The following is a 12,542-nucleotide window of genomic DNA, read 5'->3' as shown; positions in this document are numbered from 1 at the left end:
GCGCTTTACCTATAAGCGCTAGCAGCCAATTTCGCTAAAAATCACGGCTCAATGCTTGTCGTGGCCGCTGCTGAGCAACTTGTCGGTGTAGGCAATGGCCAGTGCGCTGCCCAGAAAGACCACATGGATGATGGTCTGCCACATCAGCACCTTCACGTCGTAATTGGCGGCGTTGATGAAGGTCTTGAGCAGGTGGATGGAGCTGATGCCGATGATCGATAGGCCCAGTTTCACCTTCAGCACCGAGGCATTCACATGCCCCAGCCACTCGGGCTGGTCGGGGTGGTCGTCCAGGCCCAGCCGGCTCACAAAGGTTTCATAGCCGCCCACGATCACCATGATGAGCAGGTTGGAAATCATCACCACGTCGATCAGCGCCAGCACGACCAGCATGATCACGGTTTCGTTCAGCGAGGTGATCTGCACCTCGGGCTTGTAGCCGATGCTGGTCACCAGGGCCTGCAGCGCTGCCTGGTTGCCAAACACGGCCTCGACCAGGTGCGACAGCTCCAGCAGAAAATGCCACACATACACGGCCTGCGCCGCAATCAACCCGAGGTAAAGCGGCAACTGCAGCCAGCGGCTGGCAAAGATCAGCGCGGGCAGGGGGCGCAGGGGAGACGGGGCTTTGGGCGTTGGGGTGGACATGAAGAACTGTGCAGGAAATGGAAAGACGCCGGATTTTAGGGCGCGCGTATGAACATGCTGTCAGCTGAATGCCCGTCAGTGGCTTGTAAGTGGGGTGGCAGACAGTACCGCCCAGTTCCATCAGACCCAGGAGACAACACCATGAGTTCGCCCCATTCCTCTATCGAGTCCGTGCTGGTTGAAAACCGCGTATTCCCGCCCTCGGATGCCGTGGTCAAAGCCGCCCGCATTTCGGGCATGGCCGGTTACGAGGCGCTGTGTGCCGAGGCCGACAAGGATTTCGAAGGCTTCTGGGCCCGCCTGGCGCGCGAGAACCTGCAGTGGACCAAGCCCTTCACCCGCACGCTGGATGAATCGAATGCGCCGTTCTTCCAGTGGTTTGCCGACGGCGAACTCAACGCATCGGCCAACTGCCTGGACCGCCACATCGGCACCCCCACCGAAAACAAGACGGCCATCATTTTCGAGGCCGACGACGGCGCGGTGACCCGCATCACCTACAAGGAACTGCTGGCCCGCGTGAGCCAGTTTGCCAACGCCCTCAAGGCCCACGGGGTGGAAAAGGGCGACCGCGTGCTGATCTACATGCCCATGACGATCGAGGGCGTCATTGCCATGCAGGCCTGTGCGCGCATTGGCGCCACGCACAGCGTGGTGTTTGGCGGCTTCAGCGCCAAGGCGGTGCACGAGCGTGTGATGGATGCGGGTGCCGTGGCCATCATCACGGCCAACTACCAGATGCGCGGCGGCAAGGAGTTGCCGCTCAAGGCCATCATTGACGAAGCGCTGGCCACGGGCGGTTGCGACACCCTGCGCAACGTGTTTGTGTACGAGCGCACTCCCACGGCGTGCAACATGGTCGCGGGGCGCGACAAGACCTTCGCCCAGGCGCTGGCCGGACAGAGCACCGACTGCCCGCCCGTGGCCGTGGGCGCCGAGCACCCGCTGTTCATCCTCTACACCTCGGGCTCCACCGGCAAACCCAAGGGCGTACAGCACAGCACGGGCGGCTACCTGCTGTGGGCCAAGCTCACCATGGACTGGACGTTCGACCTGCGCGCCGACGACATCTTCTGGTGCACGGCCGACATCGGCTGGATCACGGGCCACACCTATGTCACCTACGGCCCGCTGGCCGCGGGCGCCACGCAGATCATCTTTGAGGGCATCCCCACGTTCCCGAACGCCGGGCGCTTCTGGCAGATGATCGAGCGCCACAAGTGCTCCATTTTCTACACCGCCCCCACCGCCATCCGCTCGCTCATCAAGGCGGCTGAGGGCGATGCGGCGGTGCACCCCGCGCGCTCCGATCTGTCGAGCCTGCGCATCCTGGGCAGCGTGGGCGAGCCCATCAACCCAGAAGCCTGGATGTGGTACTACAAACATGTGGGTGGCGAGCGTTGCCCCATCGTGGACACCTTCTGGCAAACCGAAACCGGCGGCCACGTCATCACGCCGCTGCCCGGCGCCACGCCGCTGGTGCCCGGCAGCTGCACGCTGCCACTGCCCGGCATCACCGCTGCCATCGTGGACGAAACGGGGAACGACGTGGCCAATGGCGCGGGCGGTATTTTGGTCATCAAACGCCCCTGGCCCAGCATGATCCGCACCATCTGGAACGACCCCGAGCGCTTCAAGAAGAGCTATTTCCCCGAAGAACTCAAGGGCTACTACCTGGCGGGCGATGGCGCCGTGCGCAGCGCCGACCGCGGTTATTTCCGCATCACGGGCCGCATCGACGACGTGCTCAACGTCTCGGGCCACCGCATGGGCACGATGGAAATCGAATCGGCGCTGGTCTCCAAGACCGACCTGGTGGCCGAGGCCGCCGTGGTGGGCCGCCCGGACGATCTGACCGGCGAGGCGATTTGCGCCTTCGTGGTGCTCAAGCGCTCGCGCCCCACGGGCGAGGAAGCCAAGCAGATCGCCAACGAGTTGCGCAACTGGGTGGCCAAGGAAATCGGCCCCATTGCCAAGCCCAAGGACATCCGCTTTGGCGACAACCTGCCCAAGACCCGCAGCGGCAAGATCATGCGCCGCCTGCTGCGCAGCATCGCCAAGGGCGAAGCCATCACGCAGGACACCAGCACGCTGGAAAATCCCGCAATTCTGGATCAGTTGTCGCAGACCAACTGATCCAGAAGGCGCCGAAAGGCGCCAGCGCGCAGCGCTTGCGGGATTTGTGGACACTCATATCGCGCAGCGATGTGATGTGGCCACAAAATCCTCGTCGCTCGTTCACCGCTCATCATCGAAGCCGGCAGACCAACTGATCCAGAAGGCGCCGAAAGGCGCCAGCGCGCAGCGCTTGCGGGATTTTCCTGCGTGCGTCAGGTGGGCATGAGGTACAACACAACACCCGCATCCCGGCCATATCGACTGGGACGTCGTTTGTTTACTGGAGTACTTTTATGCAAATGCGATCGACCATCTTGCTCATCATCGTGCTGGCCATCACCGCCCTGGCTGCGCTGAACTGGGAACTGCTGGCAGCGTCTTCCATGGTGTCGGTAGGGCTGATGACCTTCGAGGCCCCCCTGGGCTTGCTGATGCTGGGGCTGACCGCGCTGTTGGGTGTGTTCGGTGTGGCCTATGTGCTTTCCTTGCAGGGCTCGGTGCTGATGGATGCACGCCGCCATACCAAGGAAATGCAGGCGCAGCGCGAACTGGCCGACAAGGCCGAAGCGTCGCGTTTTACCGAGCTGCGCAGCTTTCTCGAAGCCCAGCATGTGCAGGCCCAGGCAGCGTTGCTGGAGCGGCTGAACAACCTGGAGTCCCGCCTGACCGCAAGGGCTGAAGAATCGGACAACTCCACGGCTGCCTATGTGGGGCAACTGGAGCAACAGCTGCGGGCGCGTCCGGGAAGCAGCATCGTGTGAGAAGGAGCGCTTCCAAAACAAAGGCCGCGCTCCCAGAGGGAAAGCGCGGCCAGAGGATGCAGAGCGTGCGCTCTGCAGCGGCACATTGCCGAATTACTTTTGCGTCAGAACCCAGGCAGCCAGTTTCTTGGCGTCTGCTTCATTGACCTGTGCATTCGCGGGCATGGGAACGGGGCCCCACACGCCAGAACCACCCTTGACAATCTTGGCGGCCAGCTTGTCCACCGCGTCCTTTTGGCCGGCGTACTTGGCAGCCACATCCTTGTACGAGGGGCCGACCATTTTCTTGTCCACTGCATGGCATGCCATGCAATTCTTCGACGTGGCCAATGCCAGATCGGCCATTGCGGGGGCTGCGACCGACAGTGTCATGGCAAGAGCGATCAGGGTGCGTTTCATGGTGGAGTTTCCTGAGGTTAGGTTACAGTGCTTATAACGAAATTGTAGTGATTTGGGTTGACGTTTCCATGTCTTTTGTCAATTCATTCATCGAATATGCGTTTTTTGGAGTTGAAGATGTACCTGTTGGGCCTCGGTCTTGTTCTGGCGTTGCTGAAATACCTTGAAATCGAACCGGTTGCCGCGTGGTCATGGTGGTGGGTGCTGTCGCCGTTTGCCATCACGGCCCTGTGGTGGGCATGGGCCGACGCCACGGGTTACACCAAGCGCAAGGCCATGGAAAAGATGGACCAGCGCAAGCAGGACCGCATCAACAAGCACAAGGAAGCGCTGGGCATTCAGCCGCGCAAGCCGCGTTAGGCCTTGTGGTATCGCGGGGTAACCCCCGCAGAGATAATTGCCCATACATTGCCCCTGATTCCCGAGTAACCCTTTACCACACATCACGATGCCTGTTTACCGCTCAAAAACCTCCACTGCCGGTCGCAACATGGCAGGTGCGCGTTCGCTCTGGCGTGCCACCGGCATGAAGGACGACGATTTTCAAAAGCCCATCATTGCGGTGGTCAATTCGTTCACCCAGTTCGTGCCCGGCCATGTGCACCTGAAAGATCTGGGCCAGCTCGTCGCCCGCGAGATCGAAGCGGCAGGCGGTGTGGCCAAGGAGTTCAACACCATCGCCGTGGATGACGGCATCGCCATGGGCCACGACGGCATGCTGTATTCGCTGCCCAGCCGCGACATCATTGCGGACTCGGTCGAATACATGGTCAACGCGCACTGCGCCGATGCCATGGTGTGCATCTCCAACTGCGACAAAATCACGCCCGGCATGCTGATGGCGGCCATGCGGCTGAACATTCCCGTGGTGTTTGTTTCGGGCGGCCCCATGGAGGCTGGCAAGGTCAACAAGACCGACCCCACCACCCATGCCGTCACCTTCAAGAAGCTCGACCTGATTGACGCCATGGTGATGGCGGCGGATGACAAGGTGTCTGACGCCGACGTGGCCGAAATCGAGCGCTCTGCCTGCCCGACTTGCGGCTCGTGTTCGGGCATGTTCACCGCCAATTCGATGAACTGCCTGACCGAAGCGCTGGGCCTTTCGCTGCCTGGCAATGGCACGGTGGTGGCGACGCACGCCGACCGTGAGCAGCTCTTCAAACGCGCCGGCCGTCTGGTGGTGGAACTGTGCAAGCGCCACTACGAACAAGATGACCACAGCGTGTTGCCACGCTCGATGGGCTTCAAGGCGTTCGAAAACGCCATGACGCTGGACATCGCCATGGGCGGCTCGACCAACACCATCCTGCACATCCTGGCGATCGCGCAAGAGGCCGAAATCGACTTCACGATGGCCGACATCGACCGCCTTTCGCGCCTGGTGCCGCAGCTGTGCAAGGTGGCGCCCAACACCGACAAGTACCACATCGAAGACGTGCACCGCGCGGGCGGCATCATGGCCATCCTGGGCGAGCTGGACCGGGCCGGCAAGCTGCACACCGACACGCCTACCGTGCACGCCAAAACCATGAAGGACGCGCTGGACGAATGGGACATTGCCCGCAACCCATCGGACGCGGTCAAGACCTTCTACATGGCTGGCCCCGGCGGCATCCCCACGCAGGTGGCGTTCAGCCAGAACGCACGCTGGCCCAGCCTCGACCTGGACCGCGCCAAGGGCTGCATCCGCTCGGGCGACCACGCCTTCTCGCAAGAGGGCGGCTTGGCCGTGCTGCGTGGCAACATCGCGCTGGACGGCTGCGTGGTCAAGACCGCTGGCGTGGACGACGCGCTGCTGGTGTTTGAAGGCACAGCCCATGTGACCGAGTCGCAGGACGAGGCCGTGGCCAATATTCTGAACGACAAGGTGAAGGCTGGTGACGTGGTGATCGTGCGCTACGAAGGCCCCAAGGGCGGCCCCGGCATGCAGGAGATGCTGTACCCCACCAGCTACATCAAGTCCAAGGGCCTGGGCAAGGCCTGCGCGTTGCTGACCGATGGGCGCTTCTCCGGCGGCACCTCGGGCCTGTCCATCGGCCATGCCTCGCCCGAGGCCGCTGCCGGTGGCGCGATTGGCCTGGTACGCAATGGCGACCGCATCCGCATCGACATTCCCAACCGCTCCATCAACGTGCTGGTGTCGGACGAAGAACTGGCCAAGCGCCGAGCCGAGCAGGACAAGCTGGGCTGGAAGCCCGCGCAGCCACGGCCGCGCAAGGTGTCCGCCGCCCTCAAGGCCTATGCCAAACTGGTGATGTCGGCCGACAAGGGCGCCGTGCGCGACCTGTCGCTGCTGGACTGACACTGCCCCGGCGCCCAGGCGCCGCCTGCCAAAACCCGCCGGCCCACCCGCTGGTGGGTTTTCTTTTTTTGGTGCTCTTTTATTGATAGCTTGAAGCGCTTGGTGTATATGCGCTGAGGGGCAATTTTCCTTGCAATTGCCAGGCATTACCGTCCAGGTTCCCGCTCCGCCGCGTCGCGCCGGGCACAATACCGCCCACCATGCTGACCTACCCCCACATCGACCCCGTTGCCCTGCAGATCGGCCCCTTGGCCGTGCACTGGTATGGCCTGACTTATCTCGCCGCCTTTGGCCTGTTCATGCTGCTGGGCATGCGCCGCCTGCGCCATGAACCCTTTGCGTCCATCACCGGGCCGGGCGCCTGGTCACGCAGGGATGTCGAGGACATTCTTTTTCTGGGCGTGGTCGGCGTGGTGGCCGGGGGGCGGCTGGGCTACTGCCTGTTCTACAAGCCGGGTTACTACCTTACCCATCCCCTGGAGATTTTTGCCGTGTGGCAGGGCGGGATGAGCTTTCATGGTGGGTTGCTGGGCGTGATTGCGGCGATGCTGTGGTTTGCCCATTCGCGCAAGCGCCCCTGGCTGCAGGTGGCCGATTTCGTGGCGCCCTGCGTGCCCACGGGGCTGGCGGCCGGGCGCGTGGGCAATTTCATCAATGGCGAGCTGTGGGGCCGTTTTGCCAGCCCCGACCTGCCCTGGGGCATGGTCTTTGCGCACAGCGGCTCGATGCAGCCGCGCCACCCGTCGCAGGTGTACCAGTTTCTGCTGGAAGGCTTGCTGCTGTTTGTGCTGTTGTGGCTGTATGCGCGCCGCGAGCGCCGCCAGGGCCAGGTGGCAGCGGCGTTTTTGGTGGGTTACGGCGTGTTCCGCTTCATTGCCGAGTATTTCCGTGAACCCGATGCCTTCCTGGGGCTGCTCTCGCTGGGCATGAGCATGGGCCAGTGGCTGTGCCTGCCGATGATCGTGGCCGGCGTGGGCCTGTGGGTGTGGGCGCAGCGCCAGCCTGTTACGCCACGAAATGTGCCACGAAAATCCAGATGAAATATGCCGCTAGCGCTTTTGCATCAAGCGCTGGCAGCTATTAAAAGTATAGTTACTGCCGCGCGCTGAGTGCGGCCACCTGCTGGCGCAGGGCGGCGTTCTCGGCCGTCAGCTCGGCCACCCGTTGCTGCAGGGCGGCCACCGTGTCGGGCTCGGCGTCACCTGCTGGTGCAACCGTTTCCTCGCGCGGCTTGCGCTTGGCGTCACGCACGCGCTTGGCCGCCTGCTTGAGCTCGTCCTTGCCGGCGATGGCTGCCGCCACCTGTTCTTCGGCAGGCAGGCTGGCCACTGCGGCTGCGGCATTGAGCGAGATCGTGCCGGACTTGACGGCAGCCACCACTTCGGGCGCCGCCTGCCTGCGGATTTTTTCGATCATCACCACCTGGCTGCTGCTCAATCGCGCCGCCCGGGCAATGGCCTCGCGGCTGTTCAGGGGTTCGGGCGCCAGCTCCGGGGTGGCTGGGGCCGGGGGCTCGGCGTTGCCTGCCGTGTCGTGCACGGTGGGCGTTGGCGCAGGGCCGGCTGCTGCCAAGGCGGCGCGCCGCTCGGCCACGATCTCGCGTTTGCGCAGGGCCAGCACGCCGCGCTGAAAGTCTGAAACGCTGCGCCGGCCCAGGTGCTGGTCGATCATCCACAGGTGCACGTCTTCCATCGACTGAAAGCGCGTGTTCTGCACCGTCTGGAACGGCAGGCCATGCTTTTGGCAGATGCCATAGCGGTTGTGTCCGTCCACCAGCACATCGCCCCACAGCACCAGGGCGTCGCGGCATCCCTCGGCCAGCAGGCTGCGCTCCAGCGACTCGTGTTCCTCCGGGGTCAGCGGATCGATATAGGCTTGAAGGTCTTGGTTGATGACGATGTTCATGGGCGCGCAATAGGGGGAGCAGGGCAGGGGCGGCATTGTAGGTGCACCGTGCGCCGTGCACCGTGCACCGCGCTGGCGGCGGCTACTTGCGAGCCGGCCAGGCGGGCAGACAACACGGCAAGGGGCCCCGCCTCGGGGTGCTGGCAACCGTGTTCTTTTGGCGCGTCGGCTGGCGACCTTGGTGGAGCCTGCTGGTAAGCCCTGATGGATTTTTGGCGCGTCATTTCCAATAATTACCAGAAATTACGTCAAATATGCCGCGTTGAGGCCCTGTTTGATGGGATTGCGAGACGATAAGACGCTGGGCCCTTGCTGAGGTGTGCGCCACCCGCAGGTGCTCTGGCCAACCCAGGAGCCATTTCCCGCCATGCGCACCGTTCCCAATTCCCTGCACGATGAAGCCGCATCGCGGCTGCGCGAGCAGATCTTTGCGGGATCGTTGCCACCGGGCAGTTTCCTGGATGAAGCCGCCTTGTGCGAGCGGCTGGCCATATCCCGCACCCCGCTGCGCGAGGCACTCAAGGTGCTGGTGGCCGAAGGCCTGCTGCGCCACGAGCCGCGCCGGGGCTGCTTTGTGGCCGAGGTCACTGAGCGCGATCTGGACGAAATCTTCCCCGTGATCGCGCTGCTGGAGGGCCGCGCGGCGCATGAAGCCACCCGCCGGGCAGGCGATGCCGATGTGGCCGCGCTGGAGGTGCTGCACCACCGCCTGCAGCAGTGCGCTGCCGAGGGGCGCATCACCGACTACTACGCGGTCAATCACGCTATCCATGAGGCCTTCATCACGCTGGCCGACAACCGCTGGCTGGCCCAGGTGATCGGTGATTTGCGCAAGATATTGCGCCTGGCCCGCCTACAGCAATTGCATGCGCCGGGGCGCCTGCAGCAAAGCCTGGCCGAGCACCTGGCGGTGTTTGACGCCCTCAAACGCCGCGACAGCGAAGCCGCCGAATCGGCTATGCGCACCCATCTGCTGCACCAGCGCGAGGCGCTGCGTGATGTTGCCCGCAATCAACAATCCCGATTGAACCCATGACCAATACCACCGAATGGATCACCCGCAGCGTTTCGCGCCTGCGCTCCGGAGCAGCTTTAGCCGACAAGACACCCAAGGCGCCCAAAGCGGCAACCGACAAGCAGGCCGCCGATGGCGCCGCCAAGGCCCCGGCGCCGCGCTCCACCCACGAGCGCCTGCAGGCCACGCTGCGGCGTGGCAACGAGTCGCTGTCGCCGCGCGCGCTGCGCCGCCTGCTGGCCGATCTGCAGGAAGTGGTGGCGCCGCAGGTCAGTGAACTGGAAGGCGGCCGCCGCGCCCAGGCCGTGGCCGCGTGGTACGGCCAGGCCGCACCCGAAGAGCGGCGCGACATGTGGCTGCTGCTGTGCGAGCAGTTCGCGCCCGATGCCACGCGCTTTCAGTCGGCACGCCAGCGCTACGAAGCCGCCGCCGGCACGGCGGACGAAATGCAGGCCGAAATCAGTCTGCGCCGCTCGCTGGTGTCGCCGCGCACGCGGCTGCTGCAGCGCTTTGCGGTGTTTCCCGAGGGCATGCGCTTTCTGGTGGACCTGCGCGCCGAGCTGCTGCCCCAGCTCAAGTCCGACAAGCGCCTGGTGGCCCTGGACGCAGATCTGGAGCACCTGTTCTCCACCTGGTTCGACGTGGCTTTTCTGGAGCTCAAGCGCCTGTCGTGGGATTCGCCGGCCTCGTTGATCGAAAAGCTCATCAAATACGAGGCCGTGCACGACATCCGCAGCTGGGCCGACCTGAAAAACCGGCTCGACAGCGACCGCCGCTGCTACGGCTTCTTTCACCCGCGCCTGCCCAACGAGCCGCTGATCTTTGTCGAAGTGGCGCTGGTGGACCACATTTCCAGCAGCATCACGCCGCTGCTGGACGAAGCGGCGGCACCGGCCGACCTGAAAAAGGCCACCACCGCCATCTTCTATTCGATCAGCAACACGCAGCCGGGGCTGCGCGGCGTGAGCTTTGGCGATTCGCTCATCAAGCATGTGGTGGAAACGCTCACAGCCGAGTTTCCGCGCCTGCGCACTTTTGCCACGCTGTCGCCCATACCGGGCTTTCGGGCCTGGCTGGGCAAGAACGCCGGCGCCATGCTGGAGCGCCTGGACGACAAGCGCCGCGCCGAACTGGGCCGCGCTTTGGGGGCCGAGCCGCCGCAGGCCACGCACCTGCTTGCCGCCGCGGACAAGGCGCTGGAGCTCGATGCGCGCTCGCCCGTGCGCCAGGCACTGCTGGAATGCGCCGCTTTCTATCTGGGCCGCGAGCTGCACGATGGCAAGCCCGTGGATGCGGTGGCGCGGTTTCACCTGGGCAACGGGGCCCGTGTGGAGCGGCTCAACTGGGCCGGCGACCCGTCGGCCAAGGGAATGAAACAATCGTTTGGACTGATGGTGAATTATCTGTACGACCTCAAGCGCATCGACAAGTACCGCAATCTGCTTGCGCAGGGCAAAGTGCCTATGTCGGGAGACATCGAAAGCCTTTGCCGCGGCGGATAAGCCGCGCACCGAGAATTTTTAGGTTCTTCTCTTTCCATTTTTACAACGACGACAGGAGACAAAATGAAAGAACAACGCATGCAGCGCCGCACGCTGCTGGCAGGCGCCGCCGCCGCGGGGCTGGCAATGGCTTCGGGCGGCAGCTGGGCACAGTCGGCCTGGCCCAACAAGCCGGTGAACCTGGTGGTGCCGTTTCCCGCCGGGGGCGGCACCGACGCCTTTGCGCGGCCGTTGGCCGCGCAGTTTGCCAAGGTCACAGGCAAGACGCTGGTGATTGACAACCGGGGCGGGGCGGGCGGCACCGTGGGCGCCAGCTATGCGGCCAAGGGCGCCCCCGATGGCTACACCCTGTTCATGGGCGCGGTGCACCATGCCATCGCGCCATCGATGTATCCCCGGCTTGACTACGACATCGAGAAAGACTTCATCCCCCTGGCGCTGCTGGCCAATGTGCCGCAGGTGCTGGTGGTCAACCCCAAGGCCGTGCAGGCCAGCAATTTCAAGCAGTTTCTGGAACACGTCAAGCGCAACCCGGCCAGGCTCAACTACGGCTCGGCGGGCGCGGGCACATCGCACCACCTGGCCGGCGAGCTGTTCAAGCAGCAGACGGGCACCTTCATCACGCACATTCCCTACCGCGGTGCCGGCCCGGCGCTGCAGGATCTGATTGCGGGCAATGTGGACATGATGTTCGACGGCCTGGGTTCGTCGGCCACACACATCAAGAGCGGCCGCATCAAGGCGCTGATGGTGTCGGGTAGCCAGCGCAACCCGGCCTTTCCCGACGTGCCCTGCGCCGCCGAGGTGGGCCTGCCCGACTACACCGTCACCACCTGGTACGGCCTGTGGGCGCCCAAGGGCACGCCGGCGGACGTGCAGGCGCGCATCATCGAAGACATTCGCCGCATCGGCACGGCGGATGAAATCAAGGCCATCTGGGCCAGCAACGGGGCCGACTACGGCGGCATGGCGCAGGCGCAGTTTGCAAAATTCGTCAGCGCCGAGGTTCGGCGCTGGGCGCAGGTGGTCAAGGCCGCCGGCGCCAGGCTGGATTGAAGAAAGGAATGGCATGCCAGGGGAAGTTGTCGCGGCGCGGGCCGCAGGAGCGGCCGGCGAAGCGGGTGTGGTGCAGGTCACGCTGCGCCACACCGGCCGGCTCAACGCGATGTCGCGCGCCATGTGGCGCCAGATGCGCTCTGTTTTTGAGAGCATTCAGCGCAATCCGGATGCGCGCTGCGTGCTGATTGAAGGGGCAGACGGCGCTTTCTGTGCCGGCGGCGACATTTCGGAATACCCGGCGTTCCGCTTTGATGCCGCCGCGCTGCGCGACTTCCACGAAAACGATGTCTGGGGTGGTCTGCAGGCCATGCTCCAGTGCGACGTGCCCATCGTGGCGCGCATCGACGGCGCCTGCATGGGCGCTGGCGTGGAGATTGCCAGCTGCTGCGACATCCGCATTGCCGGCAGCAGCGCACGCTTTGGCGCCCCCATCGCCCGGCTGGGGTTCCCCATGGCGCCGCGTGAAGCGCAATTGGTGGCGGGCGCGGTGGGCGATGTCACCGCACGCCAGATGCTGCTGGAGGCGGCCACTTTTTCTGCCGCCGACATGCTGGCGCGCGGGTTTCTGAGCCGCGTCACCGAGCCCGGCCTGCTGGCCGCCGATGCGCTGGGCACGGCCTGCCGCGTGGCTGCCCTGGCACCGCAAGCCGCACGCCTGAACAAGCAGACATTTCGGGCATTAAAAGTGCCTGTAGCGCCCGGTGGTAAACCGCAAGCAGCTATTGAAAACATAGTAAATGGCACACTCGACCCCTACGCCTATGCCGACAGTGCCGAGCACCGCGAAGGCATCGCGGCCTTCCTGGCCAAACGTCCCCCTGTTTTTTGAT

The 12,542-nt window shown here is 64.2% G+C and carries 12 protein-coding genes; 9 read left to right on the top strand and 3 right to left on the bottom strand.

Features of this window, described 5'->3' with window-relative positions; all coding sequences use genetic code 11:
- Nucleotides 1–48: 48 nt before the first annotated feature.
- Nucleotides 49–648, bottom strand: coding sequence for a TIGR00645 family protein (locus CCX87_RS11730; protein ID WP_087746524.1), 600 nt, complete (start codon nt 646–648; stop codon nt 49–51).
- Between the two features lie 141 nt (nt 649–789).
- Here CCX87_RS11730 and acs point away from each other — a divergent pair, with 141 nt between their 5' ends.
- Together acs and CCX87_RS11720 are read left to right on the top strand one after the other, a co-directional pair.
- Nucleotides 790–2,784 carry an acetate--CoA ligase gene (acs, locus tag CCX87_RS11725; RefSeq protein ID WP_087746522.1) on the top strand — a complete coding sequence of 665 codons (1,995 nt, stop codon included), beginning with the start codon at nt 790–792 and terminating at the stop codon, nt 2,782–2,784.
- Nucleotides 2,785–3,059: 275 nt separating this feature from the next.
- Nucleotides 3,060–3,527: a Signal transduction histidine kinase gene (locus CCX87_RS11720; RefSeq protein WP_087746520.1), complete on the top strand. Its 468-nt coding sequence runs from the start codon at nt 3,060–3,062 to the stop codon at nt 3,525–3,527.
- 93 nt (nt 3,528–3,620) lie between these two features.
- On the opposite strand, the gene CCX87_RS11715 is transcribed toward CCX87_RS11720, so the two are convergent.
- Nucleotides 3,621–3,926 carry a c-type cytochrome gene (locus tag CCX87_RS11715; RefSeq protein ID WP_086912012.1) on the bottom strand — a complete coding sequence of 102 codons (306 nt, stop codon included), beginning with the start codon at nt 3,924–3,926 and terminating at the stop codon, nt 3,621–3,623.
- 117 nt (nt 3,927–4,043) lie between these two features.
- Between CCX87_RS11715 and CCX87_RS11710 the strand changes: the two genes are divergently transcribed.
- The 3 genes from CCX87_RS11710 to lgt all read left to right on the top strand — a co-directional run bounded on the left by CCX87_RS11710 (nt 4,044) and on the right by lgt (nt 7,271).
- Entirely contained in the window at nt 4,044–4,286 is a 243-nt protein-coding gene (locus tag CCX87_RS11710; RefSeq protein ID WP_086914023.1) for a TIGR04438 family Trp-rich protein, read from the top strand.
- Nucleotides 4,287–4,374: 88 nt separating this feature from the next.
- On the top strand, nt 4,375–6,231 hold the full coding sequence (gene ilvD, locus CCX87_RS11705; RefSeq protein ID WP_087746518.1) for a dihydroxy-acid dehydratase: 1,857 nt from the start codon (nt 4,375–4,377) through the stop codon (nt 6,229–6,231).
- 200 nt (nt 6,232–6,431) lie between these two features.
- Nucleotides 6,432–7,271, top strand: coding sequence for a prolipoprotein diacylglyceryl transferase (gene lgt / locus CCX87_RS11700; RefSeq protein WP_087746516.1), 840 nt, complete (start codon nt 6,432–6,434; stop codon nt 7,269–7,271).
- A 52-nt stretch (nt 7,272–7,323) separates the two neighbouring features.
- On the opposite strand, the gene CCX87_RS11695 is transcribed toward lgt, so the two are convergent.
- Nucleotides 7,324–8,136, bottom strand: a complete 813-nt coding sequence (locus CCX87_RS11695) for a plasmid replication/partition related protein (protein ID WP_087746515.1) — start codon at nt 8,134–8,136, stop codon at nt 7,324–7,326.
- 367 nt (nt 8,137–8,503) lie between these two features.
- Here CCX87_RS11695 and CCX87_RS11690 point away from each other — a divergent pair, with 367 nt between their 5' ends.
- From CCX87_RS11690 to CCX87_RS11675, 4 genes are all read left to right on the top strand, one after another.
- Nucleotides 8,504–9,172: a GntR family transcriptional regulator gene (locus CCX87_RS11690; protein WP_087746513.1), complete on the top strand. Its 669-nt coding sequence runs from the start codon at nt 8,504–8,506 to the stop codon at nt 9,170–9,172.
- Nucleotides 9,169–10,653 carry a malonyl-CoA decarboxylase gene (locus CCX87_RS11685; protein ID WP_087746511.1) on the top strand — a complete coding sequence of 495 codons (1,485 nt, stop codon included), beginning with the start codon at nt 9,169–9,171 and terminating at the stop codon, nt 10,651–10,653. Before CCX87_RS11690 ends, CCX87_RS11685 begins: the two co-directional genes overlap by 4 nt.
- A gap of 63 nt (nt 10,654–10,716) precedes the next feature.
- Nucleotides 10,717–11,709, top strand: a complete 993-nt coding sequence (locus tag CCX87_RS11680; protein WP_087746509.1) for a Bug family tripartite tricarboxylate transporter substrate binding protein — start codon at nt 10,717–10,719, stop codon at nt 11,707–11,709.
- 13 nt (nt 11,710–11,722) lie between these two features.
- Nucleotides 11,723–12,541, top strand: coding sequence for an enoyl-CoA hydratase/isomerase family protein (locus CCX87_RS11675; protein WP_087746507.1), 819 nt, complete (start codon nt 11,723–11,725; stop codon nt 12,539–12,541).
- Nucleotide 12,542: the final 1 nt, after the last annotated feature.

This window comes from Acidovorax sp. T1, from assembly GCF_002176815.1.
Lineage (GTDB): Bacteria > Pseudomonadota > Gammaproteobacteria > Burkholderiales > Burkholderiaceae_C > Acidovorax.
The sequence above is the reverse complement of the archived record's forward strand: the minus strand, read 5'-3'. Positions and strand labels throughout refer to the sequence as shown.